This window comes from Pedobacter sp. AC212, from assembly GCF_979258625.1.
In genome coordinates this window covers 5,343,079-5,358,844 of the sequence record NZ_OZ409870.1, presented here as the reverse complement: position 1 = coordinate 5,358,844, position 15,766 = coordinate 5,343,079, and the positions used below count along the sequence as shown (strand labels likewise).

Genomic DNA, 15,766 nt, shown 5'->3' with positions numbered 1-15,766 from the left:
ATAAATGTTATGCATTTCGAATTAAGTGAAGAACAGTTAATGATCCAGCAGGCAGCCCGCGATTTTGCGCAGCAAGAATTGAAGCCTGGTGTAATCGAAAGAGATGAACATCAAAAATTTCCTGCCGAACAAGTTAAAAAACTAGGAGAACTTGGTTTTTTAGGGATGATGGTGAGTGAAAAATATAACGGAAGCGGACTTGATGCCATCTCTTATGTGTTGGTGATGGAAGAGCTTTCGAAGATTGATGCTTCTGCATCTGTAGTGGTTTCTGTAAACAATTCGTTGGTTTGTTACGGTTTGGAGGCATATGCAAATGAAGAACAAAAGGAAAAATATTTGAAGCCTTTGGCTGCAGGAGAAAAAATCGGCGCTTTCTGTTTATCAGAGCCCGAGGCCGGATCTGATGCTACCTCTCAAAGAACAACTGCCGAAGATAAAGGCGATTATTACTTGTTAAACGGAACCAAAAACTGGATTACTAACGGTGGTACTGCATCAACATATCTAGTTATTGCGCAAACCCATCCCGAATTACGGCATAAAGGAATCAATGCTTTTATCGTAGAAAAAGGAATGGAGGGATTTACAATTGGTCCAAAGGAAAATAAACTGGGGATTCGTGGATCGGATACTCATTCTTTAATGTTCAACGATGTTAAAGTACCCAAAGATAACAGGATAGGGGAAGATGGATTTGGTTTCAAGTTCGCGATGAAAACCTTGGAAGGCGGAAGAATTGGTATTGCGGCGCAAGCTTTAGGTATTGCGCAAGGTGCTTTTGAATTGGCTACTCAATATTCAAAAGAACGTAAATCTTTCGGTAAACCAATTTCAGAACATCAAGCTATTGCTTTTAAATTAGCAGATATGGCTACTCAGATTGAAGCCGCAAGATTGCTGGTTTATAAAGCGGCGTGGCTTAAAGATCAAGGTTTGCCTTACACGCAGGCAGGTTCTATGGCGAAATTATTTGCTTCTAAAGTTGCTATGGATGTAACCATTGAAGCGGTACAGGTTCATGGTGGATACGGTTTTGTAAAAGAATATCACGTAGAACGTTTAATGCGTGATGCTAAAATTACCCAGATTTACGAAGGGACTTCAGAAATTCAGAAAATGGTGATTTCAAGGGAAGTAATTAGATAGTCCTAAGTCCGAAGTCTATAGTCTTTAGTCTAAATCGACTGAAGACTACAGACTCAAAACTAGGTATTAATCTTTATCTCCTGCTACTGCGCCGAAAATAGCTTTAATTAATGCAACAATGATAGCTAAGAAAGCAGCTGCTAGGAAACCTGAAGTGTTGAAAGACGTCATCATACTATCTACCAAAAGAATCATCAATACGGTAATGATAAAAGAGACTAAGCCCAAGGTTAAAAAGTTGATCGGGAAGGTTAGTAATCTCAAGATAAAACCAATGGTAGCGTTTGCCAGAGCTATTAAAATTGCGGCAATAAGCGCACTTGTGTAGCCAGATACCTCAACCCCAGGCACCAGTTTTGCCCCGATAAAAAAGGCCAATCCCATCAAAAGGATTTCGATAATTAATCTCATAATGTTTAATTTTGTGAATGTTTAAAAGCTTATTTAAATTTTTGGCTACTGTTGTAACAACATTATTTATTGTTTCATGTTCTGGTACAAACAACAAACCATCAATTAAGTTTTCTAGGGATAGTACGTCAATTATAATTAAAAATTTTGATGAGACAAGCCTCCTGCAGGTCAGAAATGCATATTTAAATGATGCCGATTCGAATAAGTTGGTATCTGTGTTCAAACAAGCTGAAGAATTGGATAGTTTACAAGATGATATTCTGGTCTCGGGGAAATTTAAATTCGCAGGAGACTCCCTTGTTTTTATACCCGGGGAGCCTTTTACCAAAGGTAGCGCCTACATTGTAGAGAGTTATATTGATGTAAAATTTGGCAATGCTGGAAAATTAATTACTGGCAAGGCCAATTATAATCTACAACCACAAAAAGAACTACTTAAGCGGTAAGAATCAGCAGAATAATTAAACGCAGTGTTTGATTTTACATATAATTTTCTTACATTTGCATCGTAATCGAAGAAAAGAGAAGGGGACCGTGTCCCCTTTTTCTATGAAATCAGGTTAAAATATGCAGGTAGAAAAGAGAGTTGCAGCCCTTGTAGAGGAAAAAATTGCAGATCGGCCAGAGCTTTTTTTGGTTGAGGTGAAAATGTTGCCAAACAATAAATTAATTATTCATGTTGATGGTGACGAAGGTATTAGCATACAGGATTGTGTAGCCATAAGCAGGCATGTTGGTTTTCATTTAGAAGAAGAAAACGTAATCGAGCAAGCTTATAATTTAGAAGTTTCTTCGCCAGGTGTTGGCGAGCCTTTGAAGTTAAATCGCCAATATGTTAAAAATATTGGACGCACTTTAAGTATTAAATTAAACGGTGGACTTAAAAAAGAAGGAAAGCTTTTATCGGTTACAGAAAATAACCTAATCATTGAAGAATCGGTTAAAGAAAAAGGGAAAAAAGCGGCTACCGTAGAAACAGAAGTGCCGTTTAATGATATATTAGAAACAAGTGTGTTAATTTCATTTAAATAAAAATGAGTACTACAACAATTAATTTGATCGACTCTTTTCAGGAGTTTAAGGATTTTAAAAATATAGATCGCCCTACGGTGATTAGTGTGTTGGAAGAAGTTTTCCGTAGTATGTTGCGTAAAAAATACGGAACAGACGAAAACTGTGACGTAATTGTGAATCCGGACAACGGGGATTTGGAAATCTGGAGAACGAGAAAGGTAATGGAGGATGGGTTTTCTGAAGATGACGATCTGGAGATTGAACTTGCAGAGGTTTCTAAATTAGACAGTACTTTAGAGGTTGGTGATGATTATATCGAGCAAATTACTTTAGAGAGTTTTGGTCGCAGAGCGATTTTAGCTGCCCGTCAAACTTTGGTTTCTAAAGTATTGGAGTTAGAGAAAGACGAAATCTTCAAAAAATATAAAGATCGTGTAGGTGAAATTATCACCGGCGAGGTTTATCAGGTTTGGAAAAAAGAAACTTTGGTTTTAGATGATGAAGGTAATGAACTTTTAATGCCTAAAACAGAGCAGATTCCTGCAGATTATTTCAAAAAAGGTGATTCTGTAAGAGCGGTAATCTCAAAAGTGGAAATGATCAACGCAAATCCAAAAATTATCATTTCGAGAACAGCACCAGAATTTTTGCAACGTTTGTTCGAACTGGAAGTTCCAGAGATTTTCGACGGTTTAATTACGGTTAAAAAAATTGTTCGTGAACCAGGAGAACGTGCTAAAGTTGCTGTAGAATCTTACGATGATCGTATTGATCCGGTAGGTGCTTGCGTAGGTATGAAAGGATCCCGTATCCATGGTATCGTACGCGAATTGAAAAACGAAAATATTGATGTGATTAACTTCACAAATAACATTTCATTATACATTACCCGTGCTTTAAGCCCGGCAAAAATCACTTCCATTAAATTGGATGATGAAACTAAACATGCATCGGTTTACTTAAAACCAGATCAGGTTTCATTGGCAATCGGACGTGGCGGACATAACATTAAACTGGCTGGTAAATTAACCGGTTACGAAATTGATGTGTATCGCGAAGCTGGTGAAGAAACTGACGAGGATGTGGATCTAGAAGAATTCTCAGATGAGATTGACAGCTGGATCATTGATGAATTAAAGGCTATCGGTTGCGATACTGCTAAAAGTGTGTTAGCACTAACAGTAGAAGATTTGGTAAAACGCACCGACTTAGAAGAAGAAACCATTAAAGAAGTGGTTCAGATTTTACAGTCAGAATTTGAATAAGTGGTGTAATTGCCAAATAAACACTACTTTTGTATTATTAAGAAAAAATAACAGGAGCTAAATGTCAGACGACAAACCAATCATTTTAATTAAAGCTATTAAAGAACTTAATATAGGCATGGGTACGGCCGTTGAGTTTTTTAAACAAAAAGGGATTCTCTGCCGAGAAAAGCCCTATGTTTAAACTTACGGGAGACATGTATAATGCCTTATTAAAAGAGTATCAGGGAGATAAGATCGTAAGAGAAGAAGCCAAACAAATAGTGATTGGTAAAATACGTCGTGACGAGCCTGAGACTGGAAAGCCAGTAGAAGCGCCGAAGAAAAATACCGACTTTGAAAAAAGCGATGAGATTCTGATTAAGAATGCTCAGTCATTTAATCCTCCGGCAGAGAAACCTAAGGTTGCTGAAACACCAGCACCTCAGGCAGAAACTCCTGCTCCTGCGGCAGCAGAACCAGTAAAAGAAACTAAGGCTGAAGATAAAGCAGAAGAAACCGGTTTACCAGGTGTGAAAATTGTAGGAAAGATCGATTTAAATGATCTTAACTCGAAAACGCGTCCTTCTAAAAAGGAAGAGGCACCTGTTGCTCCACCTGCACCAGCAGCTAAAGTAGAGGAGCCAGCTAAGCCAGTTGAGCAACCAAAAGCAGAAGAAAAACCTGTAGAGGTTAAAAAGGACCTGCCTGCTGGAGAAGCTCCGGTAGCTCAGCCTGCTCCATCAGCTCCAGTTACTCCAGAAGTTAAAACACCAGAGCCAGCTAAACCAGTTGAACAACCTAAAGCGGAAGAAAAACCTGCTGAGGTTAAACCGGTAAGTAATGAGCCTGAAGTTATAAAAGCACGTACTGTTAAATTAACTGGTCCTAATATTATTGGTAAAATTGTTTTACCAACTACTCCAGATAGAAGAAATGGTCCTGTAGCATCATCTAGCGATAGTGAAGCTGCAAAACGTAAACGTAAACGTAAAAAAACTCCTGGAGCTCCAGGTCAGCCAGGTCAACATGGTGGTCAAGGTCAACAAGGGCAGAACCCTGCAGGCCAGGGTCAGGGTGGTGCACCAGGGCAACCACGTCAACCTTATCAAGGTAACAGGCCAGGGGGTGGTACACCTTATCAAGGTAACCGACCAGCCGGACAAGGCGGAACTCCTTATCAAGGAAATAGAAATAACAACAGACCAGGTTTCCAAAATAGAAATGCTACACCAAGCGGACCTAAAGAAGAACCTACTGAGAAAGAAATTCAAGATCAAATTAAAGCAACACTTGCTCGTTTAAGTGGAGCTGGTAAGTCTGGTAAATTTGCTCAACGTGCTAAATTACGTCGTCAGAAACGTGATGATGTAGCTTACAATGCAGAAGAGGCAGCAAATGAGCTTGAATCTCAATCGAAGATATTAAAGGTAACAGAGTTTGTTACGGCGAATGAGTTGGCGAGCATGATGGATGTTCAGGTAACCAAAATTATTGGTACTTGTATGAGTCTTGGTATGTTCGTATCAATCAATCAACGTTTAGATGCTGAAACTTTAACCATCGTTGCTGATGAGTTTGGTTACGAAATCCAATTCGTTAAACCAGATGAAGACGAGGAAAACGTAATTGAAGAAGTTGATAACGAAGCAGACTTAATCGAAAGAGCCCCGGTTGTTACAATTATGGGTCACGTCGATCACGGTAAAACTTCATTGCTGGATTATATCCGTAAAGCAAATGTGGTTGCTGGTGAGGCAGGTGGTATCACGCAGCACATTGGTGCTTACATGGTAACTACGCCTTCAGGTAAAAAAGTAACTTTCTTAGATACGCCTGGTCACGAGGCCTTTACAGCGATGCGTGCCCGTGGTGCTAAAGTTGCAGATATCGCTATTATCGTTATTGCTGCGGATGATGCAGTGATGCCTCAAACAAAAGAGGCAATTAACCACGCACAAGCGGCAGGCGTTCCATTGGTATTTGCTTTCACAAAAGTGGATAAACCAGGTGCAAATGCAGATAAAGTTCGTGAGCAGTTATCAGTAATGAACATTTTGGTTGAGGATTGGGGTGGTAAATATCAATCACAAGAAATCTCAAGCAAAAGCGGTTTAAATGTTGATTTACTTTTAGATAAAGTATTATTAGAAGCTGAATTATTAGAACTTAAAGCTAATCCGAATAAGAGAGCAACAGGGTCGGTAATTGAATCAGCATTAGATAAAGGTCGTGGTATTGTAACTACGGTATTGGTTCAGGCTGGTACGTTAAGAGTTGGAGATCCAATTTTAGCAGGTAGTTACAGCGGACGTGTAAAAGCGTTAACCAACGAACGTGGTATGAAGGTAGAATCTGCAGGCCCATCGCAACCAGTACAGGTTCTGGGTATGCAAGGCGCACCTACAGCGGGTGATCGTTTCAACGCTTTAGAAAGTGAAACTGAAGCACGTGATATTGCAAACAAACGGATGCAGTTGCAACGTGAGCAAGGTTTACGTACACAGAAACACATTACCCTGGATGAGATCGGTCGTCGTTTAGCGATTGGTAACTTTAAAGAGCTTAACATCATTGTTAAAGGTGATGTGGATGGTTCGATCGAGGCATTAGCCGATTCATTGTTGAAACTATCGACTGAGCAAATCCAAATCAACATCATTAGTAAAGGTGTTGGTCAGATTTCAGAATCTGATGTATTGTTAGCTTCTGCTTCTGATGCGATCATTATCGGTTTCCAGGTTCGTCCATCTACAGGCGCACGTAAGTTAGCTGAAGCTGAACAAATCGATATCCGCTTATATTCGATCATTTACGATGCGATCAACGAGATCAAATCGGCAATGGAAGGGATGTTGGATCCAGAATTTGAAGAGAAAATTGTGGCTAACGTTGAAATTCGCGAAACTTTCAAAATCACTAAAGTGGGTACCATCGCAGGTTGTATGGTATTGGATGGTAAGATCACCCGTAACAGCAAAATCCGTATCGTTAGAGATGGAGTTGTGGTTTACACAGGCGAGTTAGCATCATTGAAACGCTTTAAAGATGATGTGAAAGAAGTGAATAAAGGTTACGAGTGTGGTTTAAACATTCAAAACTTTAACAACATCGAAGTTGGCGATATCGTAGAAGCTTACGAACAAGTAGAAGTAGCTAGGAAATTGTAATATTTCCCATACATAAATGTTAAAGAGTCCTGAATTTATTCGGGACTCTTTTTTTTGTATCAGATTTCATCGTCTAAAATGATCCGATGATAGTGTCTTTTTAAATTTCCAATTATGGACAGATCATCTATTAGGTTTAAAACTCTGGAAAGACGTTTAAATAAGCTAATGCTTACTGGGATGGTAGATAAATAGGCAAAATACACTGTTTATGTTGCGACCAGACCATTAGTCAACATTATGAGTTGCTATAATCGGCTAGTAGTTTTTGTTATACTTGATCACTGGCCAATAATCCATGATATTTTCTTGGATGCCAAAGCAATTAAACGGGCTAAAAAATAAGCAGTTGGATAAACAATCAAAAACCTTACAACTTGTAAGACAACCAGCACATAGACAGATTTTTGATTATCGTGAATTTGTAAAGGCTGAAATATTAATGGTAATAAATAGAATACCAATAACTGATGAATTAAGTAAATTCCAAACGTTGTTTCTCTTGGTTTAAATTTCTTAATAAAACTAAAGTTAGCATATCTAAATAGAAAAACGAACATTACCAACGAATAGAGAATATTAGAAATACGTAGCGTATTAAATGGATCGTTAGGTAAGATGTGCATTAAGTTTACTGATTCTATGCATGAAAGCACAAATGTAAATGCAATAGCTACTGCGAAATGCCAGAATTTAATGTTTTCTACCCATTTACAAAACGTGTCGAAGTTTTGATTTAATTTGAAACCTAGCCATAAGTAAAATATAAAGCCAAACATTGCTATAGTATGCTCCGTTGGAAATATTTGAATATATAGGTTTGCGGAATAGCAAAATGAAAATATGGCTAAGATGCCTCCGAAGATATTTGAAAATAAATATTTCCTAAATACCAGCAAGGTAGCAATGCACACCATAAAGTTTAAGATAAACCAATAGCTTGTATCAGTGGTAATGTGTATAATATTTTCGAAAAATTTACTTACTGGGTTAATAAGTAATTCCATATTATCGGATTTTATATACTTCACATACCAACTTACATAGGTTAGAATAAGCATGGCTGAGCACCAAAACAACCATGGCTTAATGGTATTACTAAAACGCCTTTTAATATATTCTCCTGAGCTGTAACTCGTAAATTTATCGCCGATGAGAAAACCTGAAAGAATAAAAAAAAGTATGGTTCCAAACTTAAAAATCTGAATACTTACTGTTTGAACGATCTGTTCGTTAAGTGTTTCAAAATTTCTACCCCAAAATAATGTGCTGTGTTCCATTACTATTCCGAACATAGAAATGAAGCGCAAATTATCGATAAAACTATAGTCTTTGTTTTTTTTCAGCTCTTGCATTAATTTTTATAGTGGAATACTTTTCTAATATCTTTTTCAAACACATGTTCTTCTTCACCAAGTTCAGCTTTATAACTCACGAAATTTTGGATGTGATCATCATAGTTTTTGAAACAATCCTCTATTAAAGTTATTATTTCATCTATTTTGTTAGGGTCTTTTTCGAACCGGTACACATCAGGAATTGGCATGTCTTCTGAATATTGGGCAGACCCATCTCTGCCAATAATCATAATACATTTCATTATGCAAGCCTCTCTAGGCATGCGTTCCTTACCTGGATGAAAGCCAAAATCAACGTAAACTTTACTGCGATTCATTAAATCTGCAACTCCATCTGCAGTTAGATTTTTAACTGCTACCCAATTGAGGTGACTGCTTTTTGATATGACAGATTCAAGAAAAGCACCATTTTTTTTAGGGTTATATAATATGATATCTTCCTTGATTTGATTTTTCAAAACACGATCAAAGAACGCTGCGTTCATATAATCAGATATTTTTCCACTTATTGAAATGTTATTACTTTTTAAAAATACCTCAGAAAAATAGGAATGTCTGATGTGGTATAAAGGTAGTTTCCGCAACCTAGCAGGAGTTGGAAGCGGAGGATTTATATGCGGATTGATGATTGACTTTAAGGCATAAAATTTCTTTTTCTTAATCTTTTCCTTCCACGGTTCGAGGCACTCCCAATAATAAGATACGCTTAGCCACCAAATTGCTTTCTTCATTCGAGAATAAGCCTTTTGATAGATAGGATATAAGTTAGATTCAGGGATAATCAACAAATGATTTGAACTATTTTCCACTTCAAAAGTGAAGGGTACATTGTAGCTTTTGTATTGTGGATGAACTGGATCTGAATGATTGGATGCAACATAATACATTAAGGCATTGAAGCCAATTTTATTAAGATAGTGACCTAATTGATGCAATGCCTCAGGCCCGCCGGTAGCTAAACCCGCAGGACATTGAATAAATATTTTTGCACCTTGGTTCAATTCTATCATCCCTGGTAGTTTTTGTATTCTTCTACAATAGAATTTAAACCGGCCATACTGTATTTTTCAAGTTCTCTATCCATATGGCCATATTCACGGGCATAATGTGGGCCACACGCATGCAAACAATAGTGATCTCTAATTAAACCGGATTTTAATTTTAGTTTTCTGCTAAACAGGTTTACTAATAGCCCATCTTCAGATTTTGACATATCCAAATTTGTAAGTAGAAACCTAAGTTTGATTTTATTGTAATTTGTTTTCTTAAAGCAAGCACACCATCCGCCAGTTGGGCCTTTTTCAATTACTTTACCACCACTTACTTCTTCAACATAATTTTCTATTGGAGGTTTAGCGCCTAATGTAAATTCGTTTTGTATTACATTCAAAGCAATAAAACCATAGTCAGGAAATGCCTTTAAATAATCAATGAAAAGATCATCTAATCCCGCAGGAAAGCTAAGTACATCATCATCAACAATGACTACATATTCTCCTTTGGACATACCAAATAATTTTTTGTAGGCGTTTAGGCCATAATTCTTCTTTCTTCTTATGATTTTTACAAGTGGATTTGACGCATATTGATTTAAAACAACTTCTGTTTCATCTGTCGAGCCATTATCCATCACAATTACTTCTGCCTCATTTTTAGCATTGATTGCAGGTAATAATGCTGCTAAACATTTGTCTAAAAACTTATATCGGTTCCAGGTAAGAATAACAAAGCTAATTTTCATTTTTTATATTGATTACGTAACGTTATATGGGTATATCTTAACCAAAGCTAATCTTTCTAATTAAATTTAATCGGCTTATAAAAGATTTGTTTTTGATATGGAAATAAAATAATAGGTGATAATAGCGCAACAAAAAGATAAATAATTTCATACCCCTACTTCCTTCTTTGTAGCTTTTTAGTTGCTTGTAGATTATCTCAATTTCTTCTTTATTTTTTATATTCGGTAAGGTTAAGCAATGCTTAATCCAATTTAAGTTGAAGTTTAGATATCCTTTATTTCCATCCATTGTGCTGGTAGCTTTTAAAGAAAGTGAGTCAGTAATACTTAAATCGTGCTGCCTGTATTTTACCAAAACATCTGGAATTGATTTGATTTTTCCGAATGTTGCTGCTACAAAAATAATCCACCAATCATGATAATAGCCATCTTTGAATGGCAGAAATTTTTGCGTTAATGTCTTTTTAAACATCATGGCGTGTCCCGCTGCACAATTTGATATCAGAAACGGAAGATTTGAACTTCCATCATAGGTGTTGTAGTGATCACTCATTTTTTTGCCTAGAATGGGATTATCATTTTCATCTATAAAATTTGAATCATGATAAATTAAGTCGGAGTCTCCTAACTCATTATATAAAATTGATAACTTATCAGTATCCCAAATGTCATCCTGATCGCTGAGGGCTATAAAGTCTCCATTGCAAAATGAAATGGCCTGCTCAAAATTTTTAGTAAAGCCTAGGTTTATTCTACTTTTAAATAATTTGATGAACGGATAAACTGCAGCATATTTTTCTAGTATATTCCATGTTCCATCAGTCGAGGAATCATCTGATATGACGATTTCAATAGGTGTGTATGATTGAGAAACTAAACTATCCAATTGTTTCTCAATGTACTTTTCGCCATTATAAGTACATAATGCTATTGAAATAAGAGGTTTGTTTTCACAGATCATTTAGCAGTATTTTGATTAATGTCATAACCGTAATCTTCCAATATACTAGACCAAAATATTAAGTTTTTATCCCAACCATGGCATCCAAATGGAAGTTTGCCTTTATTTAGTCCTAGGGCAATTTGGGGTTCAGTTTCTATTGCAAATTTTATAGCTTCTTTGTAACTCGGTTTTTTGATTTGTGTAGAACGTCTATTAATTTCTATAGACCAAAATATATCCTCATTAAATTCAAGTTCTGGCCTATTCAAATAATAACTGACTTGATCTCTGTATCTATTCAGTAATTGCTGAAATTTGTCCACCTTACGCAGCGAAAATCCGCCATTACCAACTTGATTATGTAGCTGCTTTGCATTAGGCAAGCCATCACGATGGACATTATAACGGCGATAAAAATAGCTTTTCAAGTATACACTTATGTTGCTCATATTAATGCCCGAACTTGTTGGATAGAGCCACGGTGCACCGATATAATCATAACTTTGATTGCACCAAAACTGTAATTGATCTGAAAAGACGAAGACATCAAGTTGATGGATTAGTAAGTATTCATATCGTAAGAAAGATCCATAGAACTCATCAGAGAGCATAAGGGCATTATAGCCCGCAATATTTTTAAAATACTTATCATCAAAACTTACTACTTCATCGAATTGAAAATTACCGATCGTGTTAGAAATATCAAGTTTACTTGGTTTAATAGCCACAATCTTATGATGCCCTAAAACATTGAAACATTGATTTAAGGAAAATTGACTGTTGTAATCGATTTTATCTTGGTAAAAAGGAATTATAATGACCACTTGCTCCTTCATCATTCTGCTCAATTTTTTTTAAATAGTTTAGCTTTTGTTAGCCTTATTAAGCTTCTTACCCATATTTTAATGCCAAAATTATTTAAGATTAAAGATTGTTTGTCAGCTTCAAAATCAAGGTCTTTATTTATCGCAGAGACACCAGTATCGTTATATTTTGCAATAACGTAATCCAGATGTTTAAATCTATATTCTGAATCTTTATACAATTGCATATTTAACGCATAATCTGCGGCAATTTTATACCTGGTATTGTATTTATATTTTTGAAAAACGGAAGTAGGGTAAATAATTGATTGATGAAACAAGCCTAATTTCGCCTGGCGATATGCGGAAACTTCCCCAGAATGTTTTTTGCCTTTGTAAATTACGTTAGCATAATAGATAAAGCGTAAATCTTTTAATTGATTTGCAAAGTCTGAAAAATCAGGGAGCAATTCATCATCCGCACCTAGAAAATATACCCATTCTGTGTTAACGAATTTCAGGGCTTTGTTCATGGCATCATATATACCAGAATCTTTTTCTGATTTCCAAAATGAAAGTTTAGAATTATTTCGTTTCAACAGTTCTATCGTGCCATCAGTACTGCTACCATCGATTACTACGATTTTTATTTCTTTTAATCTTTGTAAGTAGATGCTATCTAAACATTGTTGAAGCGTTGATGCTGCGTTATAGGTTACAATAACAATCGACAACATACGTTTAATCGTTGAAAGCCTGCATATCAATTAAACGCTTGTAAAGTCCGCCTTGAGCCATTAATTCATTATGGTTTCCAGTTTCTATTATGCTTCCTTTATCGATTACAATAATTTGATCAGCGTGTTGAATAGTACTTAAACGGTGAGCAATTACAATGGAAGTCCGGTTTTTCATTAAGTTATTTAAAGCTTCCTGAACCAGTTTTTCTGACTCTGTATCGAGTGCTGATGTTGCTTCATCTAAAAGCATGATTGGTGGATTAGCCAAAACTGCCCGGGCAATACAAACACGCTGTTTTTGTCCGCCTGAGAGCTTATTGCCTCGATCACCTACGAAAGAATAATAACCGTTTTCGGTATTTTCAATAAAATCATGAGCGTTTGCAATTTTTGCAGCAGCTACAACTTCTTCCATTGTAGCTTCCGGTTTAGCGAAAGCGATGTTATTAAATATTGTATCATTGAAAAGAAACGATTCCTGGTTTACGGTGCCCATTTGAGCTCGGATACTCTCCACTGTTAAATCCTGGTAATTATGGCCATCAACTTTGATACTTCCTGATTTTGGGTCGTGAAAGCGAGGAATCAAATCCATTAACGTACTTTTTCCACCGCCAGATGGCCCCACTAAAGCAACTGTTTTTCCCTTTTGTATATTAAAACTGATTGCATTTAAAATTTCCTTTTCACCATAGTTAAATGAAACGTTTTCAAATTTAATTTCATGATGAAAACCATCCAAAACTTTTGCGTTAGGGGCATTCAATAAAAGAGGTTTAGTATCAATTAAATCTAGCACCCTTTCACCAGCAGCAATTCCAGAATGGATTCCGCTAAATGAATCGGTTAATGCTTTAACGGGTTGCATCACCTGAGAAAAAGTTGCGATATACACTAAAAACTTTGATGGCGTTAAGTCGCCTTGTCCTGTCAAAATCATTGTACCACCGTACAGTACAATGAACACCACTACAAACACTCCCAATGTTTGAGAAACTGGTGAAGCAAGTTGTTGTCTTCTTGCCATTTTTCTATTAAGAAAAGAATAAAACTTATTCTCATCGTCAAATTTTCCTTTAATCCTAGGAGTGGCATTAAATGCTTTAATGATTTTTATACCACTCAAAGCCTCATCTAGAAATCCTATCATTTTCGCAAAAGATTCATGTGATTCTTTTGCTTGAGATTTTAATCTTTTAACAATTTTACTGATGATAAAGCCTGATATTGGAATGACCAAAAGTGAAAATAAAGTTAATTTTAATGAAATAGAAACTAGTACAGCAATGTAAAATAATAACTGAATTGGCTCTTTGAAAATAACTTGAAGGGTGTTTGTAACCGTAAATTGTACAACTTGTACATCAGACGCAACTTTTGAAATAATATCACCTTTTCGCTCATTGTTGAAATATCCAATATGCAAGTTCATCACGTTATCAAAAACGGTTTTGCGTAAATTAAGTAATGTATGAACTCTCAAATCTTCCATAAAACGCTGGGAAAGATAGCGAAATAGGTTTGCAAGGATAACGGTAACTACAATGACTATGCAAACAATTTTAAGCGTTTCAATTTTACCATAAACATCAATTGCATGTTTAATATATTCACTAAATCTGCCCATGAAATCTATCGATGAACTTACTTTGGTTAAAGTTGTTGGTGCATCTTTAATAAATAAGGTTTCTAATAATGGGCCTAATAAAGTAAATAAAAAAGTATTGAAAATAATAGCGAAAAGTGTTGCTATAATATAAGGAATAGCAAATTTCTCTATTGGCTTAGCAAAAGATAATAATCGGAAATAAATTTTCATTCAAATAAAATATGATGCAAAGCTAAGCATTTTGGGGTGTTTATCATTATTCCTCCAATTTGTGAAAGCAGTATGATATTAAGTTAGAAAGACCAGCTATTCTGTTCTCATAGTTGATGGGTTTGGGATTCTCTTTTTTCACTTTAAATTTCGTTCTTTGCAGCAAACAACAATTAAAAGCCTTGAGAAATTTAAATTGGAACTTCTTTTTAAATAGGAAGTTGGTGTATGGTGCCTATATATTGCTTGCTTTAGTTGCAGCACTTAAACAATATCTGCATCATACATTTAATAATTATCTGATTTTTAAATATACATTTTGGCATCTAATTGAACAACAGCCTCTATATATCAATTCTCCGGCAAATCCGTATATAGATTGCAATCATTATGGACCTGTATTTGGTGTCTTTATGATGCCGTTTGCGGTTTTACCTGACTGGATTGGTGTTTGTTTGTGGAATGTTGCAAACGTAATTGTTCTTCTTTGGGGGATTTACAGCCTTCCTATATCAGAGAATAAAAAAACTATTATTGCATGGATTTGCGCTCATGAGGCACTAACATCTTTATTCAGCTATCAGTTTAATATTGCTCTAACTGGCACAATGTTATTAAGTTTCAGTTATATGCTGAAAAATAAAAATGCTCAATCTGCATTTTTTATTGCTTTTGGTATGCTTGTTAAGCTTTATGGAGTAGTTAGTTTAGCTTATTTTTTCTTTACAAAGGAAAAGATCAGGTTGATTCTATATGGGGTTTTAAGTTTAGCGGTTCTTTTTGTACTGCCTATGCTGTTTTCTTCGCCTGGATATATTCTGCGTTCTTATCAGGATTGGTATGAGGCGCTGGTGCATAAAAATTCGAGTAACATCAATCTTGATTCATTTCAGGATATTTCATTAATGGGCATAGTTAGGCGGGTTTTTGGAGATAAAGAAATTCCAAACTGGCCTATGCTTTTGGGTGGTTTGTTGCTTTTTCTGTTACCTTACCTTCGTATTAGTCAATATAAAAACGTTGGGTTTAGGTTGTTGTTATTGGCCTCAACTTTAATTTTTACGGTAATTTTTAGTACGGGTTCAGAATCACCTACTTATATCATAGCCTTTGTTGGTATTGCGGTATGGTTTGTTTGTCAAAGCCGAAAAACACCTTGGATAATTGGTTTGTTGGTATTTGCATTTATAGTAACGAGCCTTTCGCCTACCGATATTATTCCCCCGTTTGCAAGAACCTTTATCAGGCTTTATGCGTTAAAAGCTTTGCCTTGTGTAGTTATTTGGTTTTTTATTCTCTATCAGATGCTAACTGTTGATTTTAACAAGAAGGATCAAATTAATAATGATGAAAAATTGGTTTTGAGTTAAA

13 protein-coding genes and 1 pseudogene are annotated in these 15,766 nt (G+C 35.8%); 6 read left to right on the top strand and 8 right to left on the bottom strand.

Annotated elements, in window-relative coordinates; translation table 11 throughout:
• The first annotated feature begins 9 nt into the window (after window positions 1-9).
• Window positions 10-1,149: an acyl-CoA dehydrogenase gene (locus ACZZZC_RS23175; RefSeq protein ID WP_463484226.1), complete on the top strand. Its 1,140-nt coding sequence runs from the start codon at window positions 10-12 to the stop codon at window positions 1,147-1,149.
• Between the two features lie 66 nt (window positions 1,150-1,215).
• Here ACZZZC_RS23175 and ACZZZC_RS23170 read toward each other — a convergent pair whose 3' ends face one another.
• Window positions 1,216-1,560: a phage holin family protein gene (locus tag ACZZZC_RS23170; RefSeq protein ID WP_463484225.1), complete on the bottom strand. Its 345-nt coding sequence runs from the start codon at window positions 1,558-1,560 to the stop codon at window positions 1,216-1,218.
• Between the two features lie 17 nt (window positions 1,561-1,577).
• On the opposite strand from ACZZZC_RS23170, the gene ACZZZC_RS23165 reads away from it, so the two are divergent.
• From ACZZZC_RS23165 to infB, 4 genes and pseudogenes are all read left to right on the top strand, one after another.
• Window positions 1,578-2,009, top strand: coding sequence for a hypothetical protein (locus ACZZZC_RS23165; RefSeq protein WP_463484224.1), 432 nt, complete (start codon window positions 1,578-1,580; stop codon window positions 2,007-2,009).
• Window positions 2,010-2,130: 121 nt separating this feature from the next.
• Window positions 2,131-2,595 carry a ribosome assembly cofactor RimP gene (gene rimP, locus ACZZZC_RS23160; RefSeq protein ID WP_463484223.1) on the top strand — a complete coding sequence of 155 codons (465 nt, stop codon included), beginning with the start codon at window positions 2,131-2,133 and terminating at the stop codon, window positions 2,593-2,595.
• 2 nt (window positions 2,596-2,597) lie between these two features.
• Window positions 2,598-3,842, top strand: coding sequence for a transcription termination factor NusA (gene nusA / locus ACZZZC_RS23155; RefSeq protein ID WP_056851125.1), 1,245 nt, complete (start codon window positions 2,598-2,600; stop codon window positions 3,840-3,842).
• Between the two features lie 61 nt (window positions 3,843-3,903).
• Window positions 3,904-6,991, top strand: a pseudogene (gene infB, locus ACZZZC_RS23150) (translation initiation factor IF-2).
• A 281-nt stretch (window positions 6,992-7,272) separates the two neighbouring features.
• Here infB and ACZZZC_RS23145 read toward each other — a convergent pair.
• From ACZZZC_RS23145 to ACZZZC_RS23115, 7 genes are read right to left on the bottom strand one after another with little or no spacing between them, the layout of a single operon-like run.
• Entirely contained in the window at window positions 7,273-8,346 is a 1,074-nt protein-coding gene (locus ACZZZC_RS23145; RefSeq protein WP_463484221.1) for an acyltransferase family protein, read from the bottom strand.
• Entirely contained in the window at window positions 8,346-9,359 is a 1,014-nt protein-coding gene (locus ACZZZC_RS23140) for a hypothetical protein (protein ID WP_463484220.1), read from the bottom strand. Before ACZZZC_RS23140 ends, ACZZZC_RS23145 begins: the two co-directional genes overlap by 1 nt.
• Complete coding sequence (locus tag ACZZZC_RS23135; RefSeq protein ID WP_463488216.1) at window positions 9,356-10,090, bottom strand: glycosyltransferase family 2 protein; 735 nt, start codon at window positions 10,088-10,090, stop codon at window positions 9,356-9,358. The genes ACZZZC_RS23140 and ACZZZC_RS23135 overlap by 4 nt, the downstream gene beginning before the upstream one ends.
• A 37-nt stretch (window positions 10,091-10,127) precedes the next feature.
• Window positions 10,128-11,051 carry a glycosyltransferase family 2 protein gene (locus ACZZZC_RS23130; RefSeq protein ID WP_463488215.1) on the bottom strand — a complete coding sequence of 308 codons (924 nt, stop codon included), beginning with the start codon at window positions 11,049-11,051 and terminating at the stop codon, window positions 10,128-10,130.
• Window positions 11,048-11,872, bottom strand: a complete 825-nt coding sequence (locus ACZZZC_RS23125) for a DUF5672 family protein (protein WP_463488214.1) — start codon at window positions 11,870-11,872, stop codon at window positions 11,048-11,050. The genes ACZZZC_RS23130 and ACZZZC_RS23125 overlap by 4 nt, the downstream gene beginning before the upstream one ends.
• A 5-nt stretch (window positions 11,873-11,877) precedes the next feature.
• Window positions 11,878-12,573, bottom strand: coding sequence for a glycosyltransferase family 2 protein (locus ACZZZC_RS23120; RefSeq protein WP_463484216.1), 696 nt, complete (start codon window positions 12,571-12,573; stop codon window positions 11,878-11,880).
• A gap of 4 nt (window positions 12,574-12,577) precedes the next feature.
• Window positions 12,578-14,395: an ABC transporter ATP-binding protein gene (locus tag ACZZZC_RS23115; protein WP_463484215.1), complete on the bottom strand. Its 1,818-nt coding sequence runs from the start codon at window positions 14,393-14,395 to the stop codon at window positions 12,578-12,580.
• Window positions 14,396-14,577: 182 nt separating this feature from the next.
• Between ACZZZC_RS23115 and ACZZZC_RS23110 the strand changes: the two genes are divergently transcribed.
• The gene (locus tag ACZZZC_RS23110) at window positions 14,578-15,765 is read left to right on the top strand and encodes a glycosyltransferase family 87 protein (RefSeq protein ID WP_463488213.1); all 1,188 of its coding nucleotides are present in this window, start codon (window positions 14,578-14,580) and stop codon (window positions 15,763-15,765) included.
• Window position 15,766: the final 1 nt, after the last annotated feature.

Excerpts from the sequence above, each read along its gene's own strand:
- ACZZZC_RS23175 (WP_463484226.1), top strand. The coding sequence starts at position 10 with ATGCATTTCGAATTAAGTGAAGAACAGTTAATGATCCAGCAGGCAGCC.
- ACZZZC_RS23170 (WP_463484225.1), bottom strand. The coding sequence starts at position 1,560 with ATGAGATTAATTATCGAAATCCTTTTGATGGGATTGGCCTTTTTTATC.
- ACZZZC_RS23165 (WP_463484224.1), top strand. The coding sequence starts at position 1,578 with ATGTTTAAAAGCTTATTTAAATTTTTGGCTACTGTTGTAACAACATTA.
- rimP (WP_463484223.1), top strand. The coding sequence starts at position 2,131 with ATGCAGGTAGAAAAGAGAGTTGCAGCCCTTGTAGAGGAAAAAATTGCA.
- nusA (WP_056851125.1), top strand. The coding sequence starts at position 2,598 with ATGAGTACTACAACAATTAATTTGATCGACTCTTTTCAGGAGTTTAAG.
- ACZZZC_RS23145 (WP_463484221.1), bottom strand. The coding sequence starts at position 8,346 with ATGCAAGAGCTGAAAAAAAACAAAGACTATAGTTTTATCGATAATTTG.
- ACZZZC_RS23140 (WP_463484220.1), bottom strand. The coding sequence starts at position 9,359 with ATGATAGAATTGAACCAAGGTGCAAAAATATTTATTCAATGTCCTGCG.
- ACZZZC_RS23135 (WP_463488216.1), bottom strand. The coding sequence starts at position 10,090 with ATGAAAATTAGCTTTGTTATTCTTACCTGGAACCGATATAAGTTTTTA.
- ACZZZC_RS23130 (WP_463488215.1), bottom strand. The coding sequence starts at position 11,051 with ATGATCTGTGAAAACAAACCTCTTATTTCAATAGCATTATGTACTTAT.
- ACZZZC_RS23125 (WP_463488214.1), bottom strand. The coding sequence starts at position 11,872 with ATGATGAAGGAGCAAGTGGTCATTATAATTCCTTTTTACCAAGATAAA.
- ACZZZC_RS23120 (WP_463484216.1), bottom strand. The coding sequence starts at position 12,573 with ATGTTGTCGATTGTTATTGTAACCTATAACGCAGCATCAACGCTTCAA.
- ACZZZC_RS23115 (WP_463484215.1), bottom strand. The coding sequence starts at position 14,395 with ATGAAAATTTATTTCCGATTATTATCTTTTGCTAAGCCAATAGAGAAA.